The organism is Kitasatospora sp. NPDC054795 (genome assembly GCF_053611565.1).
In genome coordinates this window covers 1-19,101 of sequence record NZ_JBSHAP010000113.1, presented here as the reverse complement: position 1 = coordinate 19,101, position 19,101 = coordinate 1, and the positions used below count along the sequence as shown (strand labels likewise).

Annotated in this window: 18 protein-coding genes; 12 read left to right on the top strand and 6 right to left on the bottom strand. The window is 73.2% G+C overall.

The features are described 5' to 3' along the window. Positions 1-1,332: 1,332 nt before the first annotated feature. The 8 genes from ACWGJO_RS31780 to ACWGJO_RS31745 all read left to right on the top strand — a co-directional run bounded on the left by ACWGJO_RS31780 (position 1,333) and on the right by ACWGJO_RS31745 (position 6,815). Positions 1,333-1,647: a hypothetical protein gene (locus ACWGJO_RS31780; protein WP_452189032.1), complete on the top strand. Its 315-nt coding sequence runs from the start codon at positions 1,333-1,335 to the stop codon at positions 1,645-1,647. Positions 1,648-1,655: 8 nt separating this feature from the next. After that, positions 1,656-2,087 (top strand): hypothetical protein, encoded by a 432-nt coding sequence (locus ACWGJO_RS31775; RefSeq protein ID WP_452189030.1) that lies wholly within the window; start codon positions 1,656-1,658, stop codon positions 2,085-2,087. 357 nt (positions 2,088-2,444) lie between these two features. Then, the gene (locus ACWGJO_RS31770) at positions 2,445-2,585 is read left to right on the top strand and encodes a hypothetical protein (RefSeq protein WP_452189028.1); all 141 of its coding nucleotides are present in this window, start codon (positions 2,445-2,447) and stop codon (positions 2,583-2,585) included. Between the two features lie 132 nt (positions 2,586-2,717). Then, positions 2,718-3,653, top strand: a complete 936-nt coding sequence (locus tag ACWGJO_RS31765; RefSeq protein ID WP_452189026.1) for a class I SAM-dependent methyltransferase — start codon at positions 2,718-2,720, stop codon at positions 3,651-3,653. Beyond that, on the top strand, positions 3,637-4,221 hold the full coding sequence (locus ACWGJO_RS31760) for a GNAT family N-acetyltransferase (RefSeq protein ID WP_452189025.1): 585 nt from the start codon (positions 3,637-3,639) through the stop codon (positions 4,219-4,221). The genes ACWGJO_RS31765 and ACWGJO_RS31760 overlap by 17 nt, the downstream gene beginning before the upstream one ends. Positions 4,222-4,388: 167 nt before the next feature. Then, complete coding sequence (locus tag ACWGJO_RS31755) at positions 4,389-4,802, top strand: hypothetical protein (protein WP_452180283.1); 414 nt, start codon at positions 4,389-4,391, stop codon at positions 4,800-4,802. 16 nt (positions 4,803-4,818) lie between these two features. Continuing rightward, positions 4,819-6,201 (top strand): sensor histidine kinase, encoded by a 1,383-nt coding sequence (locus tag ACWGJO_RS31750; RefSeq protein WP_452189023.1) that lies wholly within the window; start codon positions 4,819-4,821, stop codon positions 6,199-6,201. After that, positions 6,198-6,815: a response regulator transcription factor gene (locus tag ACWGJO_RS31745; protein WP_359898366.1), complete on the top strand. Its 618-nt coding sequence runs from the start codon at positions 6,198-6,200 to the stop codon at positions 6,813-6,815. The genes ACWGJO_RS31750 and ACWGJO_RS31745 overlap by 4 nt, the downstream gene beginning before the upstream one ends. Positions 6,816-6,957: 142 nt before the next feature. Here ACWGJO_RS31745 and ACWGJO_RS31740 read toward each other — a convergent pair whose 3' ends face one another. Next, positions 6,958-7,356 (bottom strand): VOC family protein, encoded by a 399-nt coding sequence (locus ACWGJO_RS31740; protein WP_452189049.1) that lies wholly within the window; start codon positions 7,354-7,356, stop codon positions 6,958-6,960. A 165-nt stretch (positions 7,357-7,521) separates the two neighbouring features. On the opposite strand from ACWGJO_RS31740, the gene ACWGJO_RS31735 reads away from it, so the two are divergent. The 3 genes from ACWGJO_RS31735 (at position 7,522) to ACWGJO_RS31725 (ending at position 12,542) form a co-directional block, all read left to right on the top strand. Then, positions 7,522-8,562: a helix-turn-helix transcriptional regulator gene (locus tag ACWGJO_RS31735; RefSeq protein WP_452189021.1), complete on the top strand. Its 1,041-nt coding sequence runs from the start codon at positions 7,522-7,524 to the stop codon at positions 8,560-8,562. 320 nt (positions 8,563-8,882) lie between these two features. Next, entirely contained in the window at positions 8,883-10,964 is a 2,082-nt protein-coding gene (locus tag ACWGJO_RS31730) for a hypothetical protein (RefSeq protein WP_452189019.1), read from the top strand. Between the two features lie 141 nt (positions 10,965-11,105). Beyond that, a complete protein-coding gene (locus ACWGJO_RS31725) occupies positions 11,106-12,542 on the top strand; it encodes a WGR domain-containing protein (protein ID WP_452189047.1) in 1,437 nt (478 codons plus the stop codon). A gap of 126 nt (positions 12,543-12,668) precedes the next feature. On the opposite strand, the gene ACWGJO_RS31720 is transcribed toward ACWGJO_RS31725, so the two are convergent. Continuing rightward, positions 12,669-13,685 carry an NADP-dependent oxidoreductase gene (locus ACWGJO_RS31720; RefSeq protein WP_452189017.1) on the bottom strand — a complete coding sequence of 339 codons (1,017 nt, stop codon included), beginning with the start codon at positions 13,683-13,685 and terminating at the stop codon, positions 12,669-12,671. A 196-nt stretch (positions 13,686-13,881) separates the two neighbouring features. On the opposite strand from ACWGJO_RS31720, the gene ACWGJO_RS31715 reads away from it, so the two are divergent. Next, positions 13,882-14,451 (top strand): Uma2 family endonuclease, encoded by a 570-nt coding sequence (locus ACWGJO_RS31715; RefSeq protein WP_452189015.1) that lies wholly within the window; start codon positions 13,882-13,884, stop codon positions 14,449-14,451. A gap of 1 nt (position 14,452) precedes the next feature. On the opposite strand, the gene ACWGJO_RS31710 is transcribed toward ACWGJO_RS31715, so the two are convergent. The 4 genes from ACWGJO_RS31710 to ACWGJO_RS31695 all read right to left on the bottom strand — a co-directional run bounded on the left by ACWGJO_RS31710 (position 14,453) and on the right by ACWGJO_RS31695 (position 18,664). Beyond that, positions 14,453-15,094 (bottom strand): hypothetical protein, encoded by a 642-nt coding sequence (locus tag ACWGJO_RS31710; RefSeq protein ID WP_452189013.1) that lies wholly within the window; start codon positions 15,092-15,094, stop codon positions 14,453-14,455. Between the two features lie 184 nt (positions 15,095-15,278). Next, entirely contained in the window at positions 15,279-16,322 is a 1,044-nt protein-coding gene (locus ACWGJO_RS31705; RefSeq protein ID WP_452189011.1) for an LLM class flavin-dependent oxidoreductase, read from the bottom strand. 266 nt (positions 16,323-16,588) lie between these two features. After that, positions 16,589-16,978: an SCO5389 family protein gene (locus tag ACWGJO_RS31700; RefSeq protein WP_387732305.1), complete on the bottom strand. Its 390-nt coding sequence runs from the start codon at positions 16,976-16,978 to the stop codon at positions 16,589-16,591. Positions 16,979-17,119: 141 nt separating this feature from the next. After that, positions 17,120-18,664 carry an MFS transporter gene (locus ACWGJO_RS31695; RefSeq protein ID WP_452189008.1) on the bottom strand — a complete coding sequence of 515 codons (1,545 nt, stop codon included), beginning with the start codon at positions 18,662-18,664 and terminating at the stop codon, positions 17,120-17,122. Between the last annotated feature and the right edge of the window lie 437 nt (positions 18,665-19,101).

The window sequence follows — 19,101 nt, the reverse complement described above, 5'->3', positions numbered from 1 at the left end:
CCGACATCTCGCACACCAGTCGCAACCCGGAGCGGCCACCGCCCTCCCACCAGGCTTCTCGCCCCGCCGCCCGCGCGCCGCCGACCCGCTCCGGATTCGCTCATGCGAAGGGTTTCCTCGCCAAGTCCCGCCACCTCGGACGGAGTTCGTGCTAAGCGCGGCGAACCGCGTCAACCGGGCGGGTGGCAATCACCCGGAAGGGGATTCACGGCCCGGCCTGGCGAGCCGCGCCTCGACGTCCCGATTCCCGGGCCCGCGGCGACCGAGTTCTCCCAGGCCCTGTCTTCGAGCCCCCGCCTGCGGGGCGACGCCGGGGCACGCACCTCGCCGCGTTGTCGTCGGTCGCCAATGGCCCCCAGCCCGGCGGCCGGGAGGTGCCCCCACCTCCGCCTTACGATGCACGCACCCCAACGCCGCCCGCCCGCCCTCCGGGCGGACGCCGGGGGCTCGGTTATTCAGAAACGCATCCCGCGCTCGTGGACACAGGAATCCGACCGGGCCTCGTACGGCCGGCATCCCAGGCGACCTGAGGTTCGTCACCGAACCCGCTCGGGCCGTCGACATCATCACCCGGGCGCTGGACGCCGAGGCCTTGGCCGCCTGGGTCACCCGTGGCGAGGTCTACGGCGGCGACCCACGTCTGAGCACCGAGCCGGAACAGTGTCGGATCGGCTACGTCTCGGCCGTCTCGCGCAAGCGGCCGATCGCTACCGGTGAACTCGCCTTCTGTCGCTGCTACTCGCCCCGCCCGGTCCCACTGGCTGCACTGTCTCCAGGGTTGGGCGGTCGCACCACAAGCTGACTATGCTCTCAGAAACTTATAGATGAGCAAGCATCAGTTCTTCTGTGAAGCAAGATACTTGGGGGATCATCTTGGAGACAGCTCGCGTTGCACTTGGCATCGCCGCGGCCGTGCTTGTCCCATGGGGGCTGGGATGGAATGGGCCGTCAAATGCCACCGGCGGGCCCAAGCGGCATCCCCGGCTGGCCTTGGCGTTCTTCGTCGTTTACGCCTGCTACACCCTGGTCGGTGCGCCAAGGCGTCTCTGGCCCGTCGCGCTTGTCGGGGCGTGTCTCATACTTGCCTCCGTTCTTCGATCGAGGCCGTGGCCTCCACGTGGCACAAACCTTCACCAGCGCCTGTCGGGTGTCACTGCCAGCATCGGACGCGCCGCTGCCACGCTTCTTGCACTGGGTCTACTGATCGGCATCTGGGCAGCCGGGCCGTGGTCGACGATGCGCGCACACCGCATTGTCCTTGACGACCGAGTCGCGGTGATCTCTTCATGTCTTCTTCTCACGGTCTTCTGCGGTGGAAAGGTAGCGCTGTGGGTGACACACCACGTCAAGGTGGAAGTCGAAGCGCTGAGCGACGCCAACCAGAGAACGCACGCGCTGGACTTCATGCATCGAGGGCTCGTGATCGGGTGGTTGGAACGAGGCGTACTCTTCGCGTTCCTGATTTCCGGACACTCTGAGGCAGCAGCCCTCGCCCTGGCGGCGAAGTCGCTGGCCCGGACTCCCGAGCTCGACAAGGGGGGCAAGTACGTGTCTGAGTTCTTCCTCCTCGGTACGCTGACGAGCGTCTCCACTGCACTCGCTATGGGTGTGGTCGCTCGCTTGGCGATGGGCCTGTCGCCGCTATAGGAGGTCCAGTGGACCTGAGCCAGCACCCGCTGGTGCAGAATCTCATGTCTCTGCACCTGCCAACCCGCGACTATGTGGTCGCGGGGAGTGGACCGCTGCTCGCGCACGGCCTCAAGCAGGACGTTGGCGACCTGGACATCGTGGCCCGCGGTCGGGCATGGGAGATCATCACGGCGCTCGCACCCCCGATTCCCGCACCTTCCGGGCATGGACGAATGGCATTGCTGTTCGGTGGCGCGATCGAAGCCTTCGACATGTGGCTTCCGGGGACGTGTGAGCGCGATGAACTGATCGAAGAAGCAGAACTGATCCACGGCATCCCGTTCTCACCCCTTCGTCGCGTTCTCCGTTGGAAGCAGCTCTACGACCGCAGCAAGGACCGCGATGACGTCGCACGGATCCGCGAGTATCTGGCAGTCTCGGGCGAGCCGCTGCATTGATCCGTGTCAGTTTCCTTATCGATCGGCCCTGTTGCCGGTGTCTGCTGCCGTTCACAACGCCAGTGTCTCGGCCCGTGATGTTGTGTCAACCAGTGGTCGGCAGGGGCTCGTCGATCCAGATCATCGCGCCGCGGAGGTGGACCCGGAGAGGCTGCTGCGTCGGCGGAACCGAGACGCGGCGACTGCTCGGTCAATCCTCGGCGACCGCCCGACGCGGAGAGGAATCCGTCCACCCAAGCCGCCGAGAATGCGGCTTTCCGCTCAGTCCTCAGGTTCCACTCGCAGGAAAGTCGGACCCTGTGTGCGTCCGTAAGGGCCGACGCCAAGGCCGCCGTCTTCCTGGCCTTCACCGACGCGGTGTTCGCCGCCTTCGTCCCCTCGGGCGGCGGCGCCGGCTCCGGTTCCCTGGTGTGGACGGTTCCGCTCCTGCGGTGGAGTGCGGTGGCCAGTGCCCTGCTGGCGCTGCCCCAGTTCGTGCTCACGCTCCGGCCGCTGTGACGGCGGGCCGCTGACGGGCCCCGGCCGCACCGCCACGGCCGGGGCCGGTGGCACGGTCGGAGGCAACGGATGTTGCGCTGCAGGGCAATGATGGTTGACGGCCTCCGGCTCGGGTCCGTACAGTGCCGGGCCATGGAGACGGGCGATCTTGGTCGGCGGGTGGCGGAGGATGTGGCCGGTGGCGGTGGGGTGGAAGGGCTGCGGCGGCTGTCGGGGGTGATCGAGGCGCTGGAGGAGCGGCGGACGGAGCTGGTGGAGGAGCTGCGGCGCGGGCGGGAGGCGACCTGGGAGGAGATCGGGCGGGCCTGCGCAATGACGCGGCAGGGCGCGACCAGGCGGTGGGCCGGACGGCTGCGGGCGCGGTCGTTCGGGGTGGCGGTGGACGCGTACCAGCACGGTCGGCCGGGCTATCCGCGGGCGCTGATCGGCTCTGCGGTGCCCCGGGAGGCCCGCCGGGTGCTCGATCTGGGCGCCGGGACGGGCAAGTTGACCGGTCTGCTGGTCGACGCGGGCCTGGAGGTGGTGGCGGTCGAGCCCGACGAGGGGATGCGGGCGCGGCTGGCCGCGACGGTGCCGAAGGCGGCCGTCCGGGCGGGCTCGGCCGAGCACATCCCGCTGCCGGATGGCAGCGTGGACGCCGTGGTGGTGGCGCAGGCCTGGCACTGGTTCGACCCGGCGGTCGCGGTGCCGGAGATCGCCCGGGTGCTCGCCCCCGGCGGCACGCTCGCGCTGGTGTGGAACGTCCGGGACGAGTCCGAACCCTGGGCGGCCGCCCTGGGCGTGCTGATGCACCGCGCGGCGCCGCCGCGGATCGACACCAGGCCGGTCCTTCCGGCGCCGTTCGGTGCGCCCGAGCGGCTGGAGATCGGCTGGGAGCACGTCACCACCCGGGCCGGGATCGTCGACATGGTCGCCTCGCGCAGCTATGTGATCGCGCTGCCGGAGGAGCAGCGGGTGCGTCTGCTGGCCGACGTCGAGCAGCTGCTGGCCACCCACCCGGACCTGGCCGGCCGAGAGGAGATCGCCCTGCCGTACGTGACGAGGTGCACCCGTGTCCGTCTCGGCTGAGCACGGTCGGCGTGCCGTGGCGCGGCCCGTGGTGCTGCGCCGGCTGGGCGTCGCGGACGCCGAACCGTACCGGGCCTTCCGGCTGGCGGCGCTGCGCGGGACGCCGAGCGCCTTCACCTCCAGCCACGCCGAGGAGGCCGGCAGGCCGTTGTCGGAGACGCTGCACCGGCTGGCCGGGGCCGAGGCCGGGCCGGGCGCGTTGATCGGCGCCTTCGACGGCGCCGGCACGCTGGTCGGCACCGCCGGGCTGAAGGTGCCGCAGCGCGGTCAGGAGCGGCACAAGGGCACGCTGTACGGCATGGCGGTGGCCCGCAGCGCCGCCGGGCGGGGGATCGGCCGCGCCCTGGTGCGGGAGGTGCTGCGCACAGCGGAGCGGGACGGGCGGCTGCGGCAGGTGCTGCTGACCGTCTCGGAGGGCAACGAGCCCGCCCTGCGGCTCTACACCGGCTGCGGCTTCGAAGTGTGGGGGCGCGAACCGAGGGCCGTCCTGGTCGACGGTCGGGCGGTCGCGAAGCTGCACATGGTGTGCCTGCTGGACGGGGACCGGGCGGAGGCGGCCGGGCGCTGACAGGGGCGGCCGACAGCGGTCGGCCTGGAACACTCGGCCGGCGACGGTCGGGCTGCGACGGTCCGTCGTCAACGGTTCGGCGGCGGCGGCCCGCTGACAATTGTCACGGTGCGCCGGTGTGCGAACACACTGCCCCCGGGAACAGGTCCACGACCAGCATGGATGCCATGAACTCCACCGACCTGCAGCACCCCGACACCCGTCGGGCCTTCCGCACCGTCCGGCGGCTCGTGCTCGCCTATCTCGGCCTCAGCGTCGTCACACTGGCCGCCGCCGTCGCCCTCCGTGACCACCACACGATGGTCAACGCGCCGGTGCTGGTCCGCGGCACCATCGTCGTGGCCAGCGCCGCCCTCACCCTCCTGCTGACCGTCCGGGCCGCCAACGGCTCCCGGGGCGCGTTCCGGCGGCTGCGGATCCTCTCGGCGGTCATGCTGGTCGCCATCGCCACGATCATTGCCCTGCCGGGGACCTTCCCGGTGTGGATGAAGGTCGAGCAGGGTGTCTGCGGGCTCGCCCTGCTGGGTGTGGCCGCGGTGGTCAACGGACGGCACCTGCGTAGCCTGTTCGCCAGGCTCTGAGGAGGGGGAAACGAGGGTGACCGGCCTCGACCGCGCGGGCGACGACCGCGAGCGCGACCGCGCGGCAGACTGCGACCGCGCAGGCATGGACCGCGCAGGCATGGACCGCACGGGAACGGACCGCACGACCGCGGCCCCCGGACCGGGGGCCGCACCGGGCCCCGTCCAGTACTGGGGCCACGGCTGGCGGCGCCCGCTGCTGGCCAGCGGGATGATGGTCTTCCCCGCACTCACCGCCGTCGCCGTCGGCGGCACCGTCTCCGGGGCGGCCGCGGTGGCCGGGTACGCCGTGGTCGTCGCGTTCTGCCTCTGCTACGCGCTGCTGGCCCTCGCCCTCGGACTGGGGCGGCGGCGCTGGATGGCGCCACTGCTGGGGGTGATGACGGCACTGTTCCTGGCCGCGCTGCCGTTCGCCCACGAGGACGCCTTCTTCCTCGCCACCGTGGTCGTCTCCGCGGTGGCGATCCAGTGGCGCGAGCACGCCGCCCGGGCGGTGGCGGCCGGCACGCTGGCCGCGCTGGTGGTGCCCTGGGCAGTGCGCCCCTGGCACACCGGTCCGGGCGGATTCCAGGCCTTGGCCCTGCTGTTCACCTCGCTCACCTGCGGTGCCTTCGCCGGGATCGCCGCCACCAACGACGCCCTGGTCGCCGCCCGGGCCGAGGTGGCACGGCTCGCCTCGGAGGCCGAGCGCAACCGGATCGCCCGGGACCTGCACGATCTGCTGGGGCACTCGCTCACCGCGATCACCGTCAAGTCCCGCCTCGCCCAGCGGCTCGCGGGCAAGGACCTGGACCTGGCGGTGGCGGAGATGGCGGCGGTGGAGACGCTGTCCCGGCAGGCACTGTCCGACGTCCGCGCCGCCGTCAGCGGATACCGCGAGGTGACGCTGGCCGGCGAGATCGCCCGCGGCCGTGAACTGCTGCGCGCCGCCGGGGTGGTGGCCGACCTGCCGACGGCGGCGGACGCGGTCGCGCCGGGGGAGCGCGAGCTGTTCGGCTGGGTGCTGCGCGAGGGGATCACCAACGTGGTCCGGCACGCCCGGGCCGAGCGCTGCTCGGTTCTGCTCACCGCCACCTCGGTGGAGATCCGCGACGACGGGGCCGCCGCCCGGAGCGGACCGGGTGGACCGGGCGGGACAGGCGAGACGGGCCACGGCCGGGGCAACGGCGGTGCGGGCGACGGCGGTGCGGGCGACGGCAAGGGCCTGACCGGGCTGCGGGAACGCGTCGCTGCGGTGGGCGGTACGGTCGAGGCCGGCCCGCTCGACCCGCGCGGGTGGCGGCTGCTGGTCACCGTCCCGCCGGGCGGCCCGGGCCCCGCCGGACCCGAAACCGCCGGGCCGGACGCCGTCGGGCCGGACCCCGGCCGGCCCGACCCCGGCCACGAAGGGACGACATGACGATCCGCCCGATCCGCCTGCTGCTCGCCGAGGACCAGGAGCTGGTCCGCACCGCGCTGTGCACCCTGCTCGACCTGGAGGACGACTTCGCCGTGGTCGCCGCCGTCGGCCGTGGCGACCAGGTCGCGGAGGCGGCGCGGGAGAACCGGCCGGACGTCGCCCTGCTCGACATCGAGATGCCCGGGCTGGACGGCCTGGCGGCCGCCGCCGTGCTGGCCCAGCAGGCCCCGTGGTGCCGGGTCGTCATCCTCACCACCTTCGGCCGCGCCGGCTACCTGCGCCGGGCCATGGAGGCGGGCGCGCTCGGCTTCGTGGTCAAGGACGCCCCGGCGGAGGTGCTGGCCGACGCGATCCGCCGGGTCGCCGCGGGCGAGCGGGTGGTCGACCCGGAACTGGCCGCCGCCACCCTCGCGGCGGGCGCCTCCCCGCTCACCGCCCGGGAGCGCGACGTGCTGAACGCCTCCCGTTCGGGCGCGGGGGTGGCCGAGATCGCCGCCAAGCTCTACCTGTCCGAGGGGACGGTCCGCAACTACTCCTCCTCGGCCATCGCCAAGACCGGCACCCGCAACCGCAGCGAGGCCCTGCGGGTCGCCGACGAGCGTGGCTGGCTCTGACCGCTGTCCCGGCGGGCAGCGCCTGGCCGCCGGGCTCCGGCTCTCTCCTGCCGTCGGCATGCGCCGGCCGCGACGGCACGGACGCGGCCGTGGCCGTGGTGCCGCCCACCCGGTGGAGGCGGGCGGTACGCGGGGCGTCCGGTCAGCGGGCGAACTTCGCGACGGCCGCCGGGGTGACGGGGGTGAAGAAGTTGACGAGGTTGCCGTCGGGGTCGCGGAACAGCAGCGAACGGTTGCCCCAGGGCATCGTGGTGGGCTCGTTGACGAAGTCCGTGACGAACCCGGACAGGCTGCGGTGGACCCGGTCCACGTCGTCGACGAGGAACTCGGTGATCACGCTCTGGTTGGCCGCCGGCCGGGCGGAGCCGGGGGCGAACAGCGGTACGGTGCGGACCCCGGCGATCGCGAGGGTCGCGCCCGCCGTCCGGAGTTCGGCGAAGTCCTCGGTGGCCCACTGCGCCCGGACCGCCAGGGCGCGTTCGTAGAAGTCGACCAGGCGGGCGACGTCGCCGGTGATGATGCGGATCGAAGCGAAGTCCATGGGGGTGTTCTCCTCGGTCATGCCGGAACGGAAACGGAAACGGAAACGGAAGCGGAAACGGAAACGGCCGCGGTCGTGCGGTCGCCCGGTCATCCGGTCGTGCGTTCGACAGACTAGGAGGAATAGTGGACAGAATCGGTCCCCTATTCGTCCTAGACTTTCGCCATGTCCCGACCCACCGGCCGCGTGCTGACCCTGCTCGAACTGCTGCAGTCGGGCGGCACCCGCACGGTGGCCGAGCTCGCCGACCGGCTCGGCGTGGACGGCCGAACCGTGCGGCGCTACGTGGACCACCTGGTCGACCTCGACGTGCCCGTGGAGTCCGTACGCGGCCGGTACGGCGGCTACCGGCTCTCACCCGGACACCGCCTGCCCCCGCTCATGCTCGGGGACGACGAGGCCCTGGCGGTGCTGCTCGGCCTGCTCACCGGCCCCAGGGCCGGACTGGCGACGGCCGAACGCACCGCAGGGGAGACCGCGGCGGCCAAGATCCGGCGGGTGCTGCCCCGGCACCTCGCCGGCCGGCTCGACACGCTCCTGGAGTCGCTCTCCTTCACGGACCGGCCGCTCGGGACCACGGACCGGCCCGGCGAGGCCGGCGCACCGGACACCGGGGTCCTGCTCACCCTCGCCGACGCGGTGCGCCATCGACGGCCGGTCGCGGTCCGGTACACCGACCGCCACGGTCGGCCCAGCGAGCGCACGCTGCATCCGTACGGGATCGTCGCCCACGCGGGCCGGTGGTACGTCACCGGTGCGGACGCGGGGATCGGCCAGGACCGGACGCTCCGGCTGGACCGGGTCACCGACGCGAGGGCCCTGCCCGGCTCCTTCGAGGCACCGATCGGACCGGACCCGGCCGAGCGCGTCGTGTCGGGCCTGGCCACGGCCGACTACCGGCACGAGGTGACGCTGCGGATCCGCGCGACGCCCGAGTGGATCCGCCGCCACCTCCCGGAGAGCGTCGCGATCCTGGTCGAACCCGAACCCGAACCCGAACCCGAACCCGAACCGCGGCCGGAGCCGGACGCGGACCGGAGTTCCGAGCGCTGGCTGCGCGTCGAGCTCCGGGCGGAGCGACTCGACTGGCTGCCTCCGGTGCTCGCCGCGATCGACCGGCCCTTCGTGATCGAACGGCCCGAGGAACTGCGAGGCCTCGTCACCGCCCTCGCGGACCGCCTCGCCTCGCACGCCCGCCGGACCTGACGGATCCGCACGATTCGTACGGTGGCAGGAGCCGGTCGGACGGCGGCCGCGCACCGCCGCATCGCTGCCCTCCTGAAGGCCGGGGTCCGCTCCCCGTAGGCGAATTCGAGGGAGCGGGCCCCGGTGTTTCCTCAGGGTGCCGGGAGCGTAGCGCGGGGCACTGACAATGACGCTGATACTCGGGTTCCGGTGGTCGTGGCTCGGGCCCGGCCGACGCGCGGCCGTCCGGACCCGGGGCGCACCGACAGCGGCGTCGCCCCCGTCACTGCCGCATTCCCCGCCCGGCGGCGTCGTCGGTCTCGGCTGCCAGGATCGCGCCCATGGACCTCACCGCCGCCCTCGCCGGGCTCGACGACCACCCCTGGGCCACCGTCTCGCACGCCTACGGCTGCGCCGAGGACCTGCCCGACCTGCTGCGCGCGCTCGCCGAGGGCGACGACGGGGCGGCCGAGGAGGCGGTCTCCGAGCTGTACGGGAGCATCCTCCACCAGGGCACCGTGTACTCGGCCAGCGTGGACTCCGTGCCGTACCTGGCCCGGATCGCCGCCGCCGGGATCCGGACGGCGGACGTGCTGTGCCTGTTGGGCGGGCTGGCCGAGAGCGAGGACGAGTGGCAGGTTCCCGAGGGCGCCGTCCGGGCTGCCGTGGTTGCCCAACTTCCGCTCCTGCTGCCGCTGTTGGCCGACCCGGACGAAACCGTCCGGCTGGCCGCCGCCTGGGCCGTCGGCCACACCCGGGACGGCGCGGCCGCACCGGTCGCCCTGGGGGAGCGCTGGGCGGCCGAGCAGGATCCGGAGGTGGCCGCCGAACTGCTCGTCGCCCTCGGCCGGGTGGACCTGAGCACGGCCGCCGGGGAGGCCCGGGTGCTGCTCGGCGAGGAGACCCCGGTGCCGCTGCGGCTGGCCGCGGTCCTGGTCTGCCTGCGGAACGAGGAGCGCTGGGGGGCCGTCCACCACGCGGCCGTGCTCGGCCTGCTGCCCGCCCGCGAGCTCACCGTCGACCGCTACAGCCTCGACCGGGAGGAGCTGCTGTACACGGTCGTCGACACCCTGCTGGAGCGCGACAGCGACGCCGACCGCGAGGCGGCCCTCGACCTGCTGGAGGCCGCCCTGCGCGACCCGCGCCCCGAGGTGCAGGCCGAGGCCCTGTGGGCGTCCGACCACGCCTGCTACGTCTCGCGAGGCGCCCCGTCCCGGCTGATCCCGGCCGTCATCCCGCTCGCCGCCCAGGACACCGCGGCGAGCCTGCTGGCCAAGCTCGGCCCGCTCGCCGCCGAGGCCGCGCCCGTCCTCGTCGGACTCGCCGACCGGCCGGACGACAAGGTGGCCGACGAGGCCCTCGCGGCGTTGGTCCGGATCGCCCCTCGGCAGGCCGCCCCGCTGCTGGCCCGTGACCTGGAGCGGCGCCCGCGGGCCCGCCACGCCGCGGGTGACTCGTGGGCCCCGGCCTTCCCCTTCGACCCCGAGCTGCTCGCCGCCGCGCGCGCCCGGCTGGCCGTCGAGGAGCTCGGTACCAACGAGACCGCCGACCTGGTCCACCTGCTGCGGCGGTGGGGTCCGCGGGCCGTCGCCGGCCTGCCCGAGCTGTGCGCGGTGCTGCCCCGCTTCCCGTACGCCGCCTCCGCCGTCGCGGCCGTCGTCGCGGGCGGCCCGCCCGAGGCGTGCGAGCGGGCCGCCGAGGCGCTGCGGGCGGAGGCGGGACAGCTCCAGGCGGCCCGCGCCCACTACGACGTCACCGGCGAGCCCGACGTCCTGCTCGCCGCCGTCACCGAACGGCTGGCGGCCTCGCGCGAACGGGCCGAGGCGGCCCGGGCGGCCGCCGACCTGGGCTCGGCCGCCGCCGGACTGCTCCCGGCCCTGCTCGCCGCGGTCAGCGAGGACCCGGAGCCGACCGCCCCGCAGCTGGACGCCGACGTCGCGACGGCCCGCGCCGTCTGGCAGATCGACGGTGACGCCGAGGAGGCCGTCCGGATCCTGGCGTCCGTCCTCGACCGCTCCGCCGGGAGCCGGCTGTGGGCCCGTTGGACGGTGGTCGGCGCGTTGCGCGCCGCCGCGTCCCTCGGGGCGGCCGGCCGGGACCTGATACCCCGGCTGGAAGCTCTGCTCGACGACCCGGAGAAGGCCGCCGGTGCTGCCCGCGCCCTGCTCGACATCGCGGACCCCGACACCGTCGACCTCGGCCGCCTCACCCGGGCCGCGCTCCACGCGGTCGAGACGGGCGCCGACGTCACGGGCGGCTGCGAGGCCCTGCACGCGCTGGGCGCCGCCGCCCGGGACACCGACCTGCTCCCGTACGTCGGCGAGCTCGTCGAGCGCGACGGCCGGATCGTCACCTCCGGCCTCGCGTACGACATCGTCCGGGAGGACGAACGGCTGCGCTCCCTCCTGGCCGAGCTGCGCTGAGCCGAGCTGCGCCCAGCCGCACCGGGGCCGGCCGGAGTCGACTGTCAGTGCCAGGCCGTAGCTTGGGAGGTGTCGGCGGGCCGGTCCCGAACCGACCCCCATCTCCGTTGCCCGAAAGGGGACTCCGCCGTGTCCGTCGCCGTGGAAGAGCAGGTCACGTACCTCGAACTGTCCGAGGACGAGGGGAGCGCGCACAAGTTCTACGAAGTGCGGCTCGCCGGCCAGGTGGTGACGGTGCGCTACGGGCGGATAGGCGAGCCCGGGCAGAGCAAGTCGACGACGTTCCCGAGCCCGGAGAGGGCGGCCGCGTCGGCGGCCAAGAAGATCGGCGAGAAGGTCCGCAAGGGCTACGCCCCGGCCGTCCGGGGCGTGCGCCAGCGCCGGGCGGTGACCAGGCGGCAGATCGTCAGCAGCCGCTCGACCGCCCGTCAGGCGCCGCTGCTGTGGCGCTTCCGCTCCGGCTCGCCCGCCTTCGGGATCTTCGTCGGCGAGGAGCACGCCTGGGTCGGCAACGAGCGCGGCGACGTCTACACCCTCACCCACGACGGCGAGGTGACGGCCCGCTACGGCCTGCCGGACGGCGTCAAGTGCATCGTCGCCGACGACTGGTGGATCTACGCCGGCTGCGACGACGGCAAGGTGTACGACCTTGGCGGCAAGGTCCCGCGGGTGGCGTACGAGATCGCCCAGGACGTGGACATCTTCTGGCTCGACATCCACGACGGCGTGCTCGGCGTCGCCGACGAGCGCGGCGGGCTCACGACGGTGGACCACGAGGACGAGTTCCAGTGGCGCCGCCAGGCCGACGGCCGGGCCGGCTGGATGGTGCGCTGCGACGCCGACGGCGTCTACCACGGCCACTCGCGCGGCGTCGCCCGCTACGACAACCGCAGCGGCGACCAGCGGTGGCACACCCCGACCAACGGCGAGGTGCTGTTCGGCTGGCAGGAGGCCGACGAGGTGTTCGCCGGCACCGGGCGCGGCTGGGTGCACCGGCTGCGCAAGTCGGACGGCGCCGAGGTGGCCACCTACCGCTGCGACGCCGCCGTCTTCTCCTGCGCGGCCTCCCCGGACGGCGAGTACGTCTTCGCCGGGGACAACCACTCCTCGGTGTACTGCTTTGCCGCCGACGGCACCCGGCTGTGGAAGCTCGCCACCGGCTGCGGCTCGGCGTACAGCATGCAGTACCGGGCAGGGCGGCTCTACCTGGTGACCACCGACGGCTCGCTGGCCTGCCTGGACGCCGGCGAGCAGGCGGTGCGGGCGGCCGAGGACGGCACGCTGCCGGAGACCGCCGAGATCAAGGGCGCGGGCTGGGAGCCGGTGCTGGCCGGCGCCGGGCCGGAGACGGTCGAGGTGGTCACCGCCCGGACCGGCGGCGAGGTCGAGGTCGAGTGCGTCCAGGACGGCGTCCGGCTGCGGATGCGGGTGGTCTCGCAGGGCTACGACCCGTCGTGGCGGGTGCAGTTCCCCAAGGACATCCGGATCGCCGGGGCCCGCTACCTGGTCGCCGAGGTGCGGGAGTCCGCCTCGGGCGGCTTCTACCGGGCGCGCGGCGAGATCAAGCGCCTGCTCTGACCCCGGGATGCCGTGTCCGACCCCGGGGGCCCGACCCCGACCCCGACCCCGACCCCGGGCCCGGGCCCCGTGACCGGGACCCCGGGCGGCCGTACGGGGGTGACGGCCGCCCGGGGAGTCCGTGCGTCAGACGAGCCGCAGCACCAGCTTGCCGGTGTTCTCGCCCCGGAAGAGCATCCCGAAGGTCTCCGGGAAGTCGTCCACGGTGCCCTCCACCACCTGCTCCTTGACCTTGATCCGGCCCTCCGTGATCCAGCCGGCGAGCTCGGCGGCCGCCTCCGGGTACCGGCGGGCGTAGTCGAACACCACGAAGCCCTCCATCCGGGCCCGCCGCACCAGCAGGGACAGGTAGTTGGACGGGCCCCGCACGGCGCCCTCGTTGTTGTACTGGCTGATGGCGCCGCAGACCACCACCCGGGCGTGCATCGCCAGGCGGGTCAGCGCGGCGTCCAGGACGGGGCCGCCGACGTTGTCGAAGTAGACGTCGATGCCGTCCGGGGCGTGGGTGCGCAGGGCCTTGCGGACGTCCTCGGCGCGGTAGTCGATCGCGGCGTCGAAGCCCAGCTCGCCGGTGAGCAGCGCGCACTTCTCCGGGCCGCCGGCGATGCCCACCACCCGGCAGCCCTTCACCTTGGCGATCTGGCCGACCAGGCTGCCGACCGCCCCGGCGGCGCCGGAGACGACGACGGTCTCGCCCTCCTTGAGCGCCCCGACCTCCAGCAGCCCGAAGTACGCCGTCATCCCGGGGATCCCGAGGGCGCCCAGGTACGTCGACAGCGGCGCGAGCGCGGGATCGACCGTGAGCGCGCCCTTCCCGTCCGAGACCGCGTACTCCTGCACCCCGAAGGCCCCGACCACGTGGTCCCCGACCCGGAACCCCGGGTGGTTCGACGCCACGACCTCCACCACCGAGCCGGCCCGCATCACCTCGCCCAGTCCCACCGGCGGCAGGTACGAGGGCCGGTCGTCCAGCCATCCCCGCATCGCCGGATCCAGCGACACGTACCGCGTCCGCCCGAGGAACTCGCCCTCGCCCGGCTCCGGCACCGCCTCCTCCCCGTGCGCCCAGTCCTCCGGACGCACCTCCCCGACCGGCCGACTGGCAAGGCGGATCTGACGGTTGACTCCGGTGGCTCCGGCCATGACGTCTCCTGGGGCGCGCGGGCTCGACAGCTGAACGCGCCCGATTCTAAGCAAGCGCTTATTCATATGACTAGAGATTGTCCGGAATCAGCAGGCAGGCCTGGTGGCGCGTGCATAGGCAGGGGCGATGCGCCGATAGTCTTTCCGCCGGGCAGCCCCTGAGTGCGGAGACTGGCGCCGGACAGGAGAGCACTACGTGAGCACAGCGCACATCGGCCCGGGCGACTACAGCCGCGTGCCAAACCCGGAACAAGCCCTCAAGTATGCGATTCAGCATATTGCGGGTGAGCGCGTCGAGATCGTCGAGGGAGTCATCACCCCCGTGTCGCCGTCCTGGGAGCATGAAAACACCGTCGATCTGATCCGCTTGCAGATCGGCCCCCGTCAGCTTGAACTCGGACTGCGTTCGGGCTCGGGCAACCTCGACCTGCCGGGTACCGAGAACTACTACATCCCCGACCTGGCCCTGGTGCCGGTGAAACTGGCCGTGAACAATCCCGGTGCGTTGCTTCCCGACCAGACCGCCCTTGTGGTCGAGGTCACCTCTCCCTCGAACGCCGAGACCGACCGGACGGTGAAGCGCCGGCGCTACGCCCAGTTCGGTGCGCCGCTCTACCTCCTGGTGGACCGGCAGGAGCGGACCTGCACGCTGTTCTCCCAACCCGGCGCGCTCGGCTGGACCCGGGTCGAGGGGCCGCACCCGTTCGGGGTGCCGGTGCGACTGCCCGAGCCGTTCGAACTCGACCTCGACACCAGCGAGTTCTGAGTCAGTACCGGTCCGCGAGGTGGCCGTAGCCGCCGGCCGTCCAGACGACGCGGCGGAACTCCGGGAGGCTGAGGGCGGCCGTCGGCACGCCAGTGGGCACGCCGGTGGTGGGCGGGAAGTGGGCGGTACCGCAGCGGGCGCAGTACCAGGCCTGGGCCCAGAGGTGTTCGGCCCGGGGCCGGCCGGCGAGTTCGCGGTCGGCGGAGGCGCGGAGAGCGGCCGCGGCGACGAGGAGGACGGTTCCGGCGATGACGGCGACCACCGGGATCACCACGGGGATCTCGAACGCGTGGTGATCCCGGACCGGTGCGGCGAAGGCGGGCGCGTCGTCGTCGAACTGCCGGGCGAAGTTCCCGGCGAAGAACGTGAAGAAGGCGATCACGAGGGCGACGGCACCCAGCACCGTCGCCGTGCGGCCGGGTGGCTGGTCCCGGATCGGGCCGGGTGCCAGGGCGCGGGCGAGGTCGGAGACGACCTCGCGGGTCCGGCGGTCGCCGCTTCCCTGCGAGGGCCGGGTGGTGACCCGCGTCCTCCCCGCGTGGTAAACGGCCGGGACGCCGCGGACCTGGTCGGTGAGCCCGCAGTTCGGACAGGGGTGCAGGGCGGGCGGCGGCGGTACGGGTGTGGCGTGGTAGGGCCCCATCGCGGTCTCCCCCCGGGGTGGCGTCCGGCCGGGGTGGCCGTCCGTCCGTACCGGCTTGGGACGCCGTGCCGGACGTGGTGGTTGCGGCCGACTCCCGCTGCCTGTCCGCCTGTTGGGGCAGGGGCAGGGGCAGGGGCAGGGGCAGGGGCAGGGCAGGGCAGGGACAGGTAAGCGGCCGGGCGGGTCAGCCCTCGGCGGGCGTCGGCTGCGGACGCCAGCCGAGGGCGGGCCCGAGCCGGGTCGCCAGGTCGGTGAGGATCTGCACGTAGTCCTCGTGTTCGAAGGTGAACGGCAGGGCGAAGGCGACCTCGTCCACCTCGCGGTAGCCGGCGTGGGCGTGCAGCCGTTCGACGAGTTCTTCGGTCGTTCCGACCAGGTCGGGGGCGAACAGCAGCCGGGCCGGGCCCTGCGGGGCGAGGGTGCGCGGGGTGCGGGCGAGGGCGTAGGCCCGGTACTTGGCGCGCTGCTCGGGGGTGGCGCTGTCGGTGGGGATGACCACCAGGCCGTGGGAGACCCGGGCGCGCTCGCCGTCGGGGTGGCGCTCGCGGAAGGCGCGGATGTGGGCGGCCTGGATGGCGGCGAAGTCGAGCGGGCCCTCCTCGCTCTCCGGCTTCACCACGCTGCTGGTGAGCAGGTTGAGCCCCTGCTCGCCGGCCCAGCGGGCCGAGCGCAGGCTGCCGGCGCCGTACCAGAGCCGGGACGCCAGGCCCGGGGAGTGCGGCTGGACGCGGCGGGAGTACACCTCGATGCCCTCGGTGCCGGCGAAGTCGGAGGCGTCCTCGCCGCGGACCAGGGCGAGCAGCCGTTCGGCGCGCCGGGGGCTGAAGTCCTCCTGCTCGCCGGTGTCCGGGTAGAGCGCGCCGCGCACCTGCTCGTAGTGGGTGGGCGGGCCGACGCTGAAGCCGGGGTTGAGCCGGCCGCCGGAGAGCACGTCCACGGTGGCCAGGTCCTCGGCGAGCCGCAGCGGGTTCTCCCAGCCGAGGGGGGTGACGGCGGTGCCGAGCTGAATGCGGCTGGTGCGCTGGGTGGCGGCGGCGAGCACAGCGATCGGGGAGGAGATGCCGTACTGGAGGTGGCGGTGGCGCAGCCAGGCGCTGTCGAAGCCGAGCCGCTCGCCGAGGGTGATGAGGTCGAGGGTGGATTCGTGGCCGCGGCGGGGGTCCGCCTCGTCGAAGAGCCCGATGGTCAGGAAGCCGAGTTTCCGCAGCGGGCGAGGGGTCGGCGACATGGTGGGCTCCGCGGGGGTGAGGGGCGGCCGGGCGAGGGCCGGTCGGCATGGTGCGTTCCGAACGTAAGCGGCCGCCGCGCCGTCCGACAAGATCGACGCCCGATCCGGTCACCGGCCCGCAACACGGCGCAACGCGGGTGTCACGTGCGGCGGCTCCCACCCCGGTGGGCAGGGTGGGAGCCGCCGCGATCCGGGTCGCGCCCGGGCGGGCTCGGGGTCGTGCCCGGGCTCTGCTCGGGCCGTGCTCGGGTCGCGTCCGGGGGCTGTCAGCAGCTGCGCAGCTCCGGGCTCTGGTTGCGGATCTGGTTGTGCAGCGAGGTGAACTCGCGGTACGCCGCGCCGTCCTCGGCGCCGGGGCGGAAGGCGCCGACACGGTGGCAGTTGACGAAGGCGAGCTTCACCCCGAAGTGGCTCTCCAGGCTGCCCCGGATCGCGTTGCTGGCGAGCGCGCGCAGCAGCTGGGCGCGCTGCTCGTCGCTGGGCGTGGTGTTGTCGGTGGTGAACTCCTCCTGGCCGGTGGCGAGTTCGGTGCTGAGCCCGGACACGACCTGGTAGGCGTAGGGGAGGGAGGTGCGGACGGTCTCGAGGAAGTCGGCCTCGTCGACGCGGCCCTGCTGGGCCTGGGCGAGGAGGGCGGGGGAGACGTCGAGCGACATGGAGGTCCTCTTTCGGGGATGCGTGGGCTTCGACCGGTGGCGGGCAGCGGTGACCGGCGGAACGGGCAGCGCTCACCCGCACCGGTTATCGAAGATGAAAACCATTGCAAGAAAGACTCTCCCGGTCACCCCGACGCCCTGTCAAGCGCCGCCCCCCGAAGGGCTGACGGCGGGCGGCACCGGCAGGTGGCCGACCTTGATCACGAACACCGCGATCGCCACCGCCAGCGCCGCGAAGACCAGGCCCATCTGGAACGCGCTGGCGATGCCGTGCACCAGTACCTGCGAGGAGTACGGCGCCGGAAGCCGGCCGGTGGCCCGGAACTGGGCGAGCTGCTGCGGGGTGGCCTGCCGCAGAAACGCCCCGGCCTGCTGCCGGGCCTCGTTGCGGCTGGCCGTGCCGAACACCGTGACCAGGATCGACAGGCCGAGCGAGCCGCCCACCTGCTGGGTGGTGTTGAGCATGCCGGTGGCCGCGCCGGTCTCGTGCGGGGCGACATGGGAGACGGCGGTCAGCATCACCGGGACGAAGATCGAGCCCATGCCGAAGCCGAACAGCAGGGTCGGGCCGAGGATGCCGCCGACGTAGGTGCTGTCGATGTCGATCTGGGTCGCCCAGGCGACCCCGCTCAGCACCAGCAGCGAGCCGGTCACCAGGAAGGGCTTGGGGCCCCAGCGCAACTGGTTGCGGGCGGCGAACTGGGCGGCGGCGATGATCGCCACGCTGATCGGCAGGAACGCGAAACCGGCCCGCAGCGGGCTGAAGCCGAGGATCTCCTGCACGAACAGGGTGATGAAGAAGAAGATGCTGAACATCGTCGCGGCCACGCAGAGCATCAGCCCGTACGCGCCCGAGCGATTGCGGTCGCGGAACAGGTGCAGCGGGGTGATCGGCTGCGGCACCCGCCGCTCGTTGAACAGGAACGCGACCAGCAGTGCGGCGGCGAGGCTGAAGGCGGTCAGCGTCACGGGGTCCGTCCAGCCGTGGTCGGAGGCACGGATGAAGCCGTACACCAGCGAGACCATGCCCGCCGTGGCGGTGAAGGCGCCGGTCAGGTCGAAGCGACCGGGGTGGCGTTCGGATTCGTTGATGTACAGCGGCGCCAGCAGGGCGATGGCGATGCCGATCGGCACGTTGACGAAGAACACCCAGCGCCAGGACAGCCAGGAGGTCAGCATGCCGCCGAGCAGCAGCCCGATCGCGCCACCGGCCCCGGCCACGGCCGAGAACACCCCGAAGGCCCGGTTGCGCTCCGGGCCCTCCTTGAAGTTGGTGGCGATCAGCGCCAGCGCGGTCGGCGAGGCGATGGCGCCGCCCAGGCCCTGGAGCGCCCGGGCCGCCAGCAGCCAGGCCGAGGACTGCGCGACGCCGCCGAGGAGCGAGGCCAGGCTGAACACCAGCACGCCGACCATGAACACCCGCCGCCGCCCGAGGATGTCGCCGGCGCGCCCGCCGAGCAGCAGCAGCCCGCCGAAGGTGAGGGTGTAGGCGTTGATCACCCAGGACAGTTCGGTGGTGTTGAACCCCAGCGCCGACTGGATGTGCGGCAGCGCGATGTTCACGATCGTGATGTCCAGGACGACCATCAGCTGCGTCGCCGCGATGACGGTGAGGGCTATCCCCGGGTGCTGGCCCCGACGTGCGGTCGCGGGCGAAGCCTCGGCCAGGGCGCGCGAGGTGGCCATGGCGGTCCCCCAATGGGTTCGGGGGTGAACGGCGGACAGGCGGCGGATTCGTTCACCACTATCGACGGTATCCCCGGGGCATAGGGAACACAATCGTTCATTACGGACAGTCGCGCGCGTCCCGGTCCGGTGTTCTTCCTGGCCGAGCCGACAGTGATCCGCATCCCTCCAGCTCGGCGGGTCTCAGGAAGCGGTGCGGCGGCGACGAGGTCAGCTCCGGCGATCACGGCTGCCCGGGAGAGCAGCTGGTTCGCCTGGTTCTGCGCCACCCGACCTGCCCGGGCACCAGGTCGCTGCGGGCAGCGGTGCGGTCCGGCCGGACGGGAAAGCAAGGGGCGGGGCGGGCGACAGCGTGCACTGGGCGCTACCTCTGCGGCGCGACAGGAAGCCGACGGAGCGGAGCGGCGCATCGCTGACCTCGGTGATGGGAAGCGGAT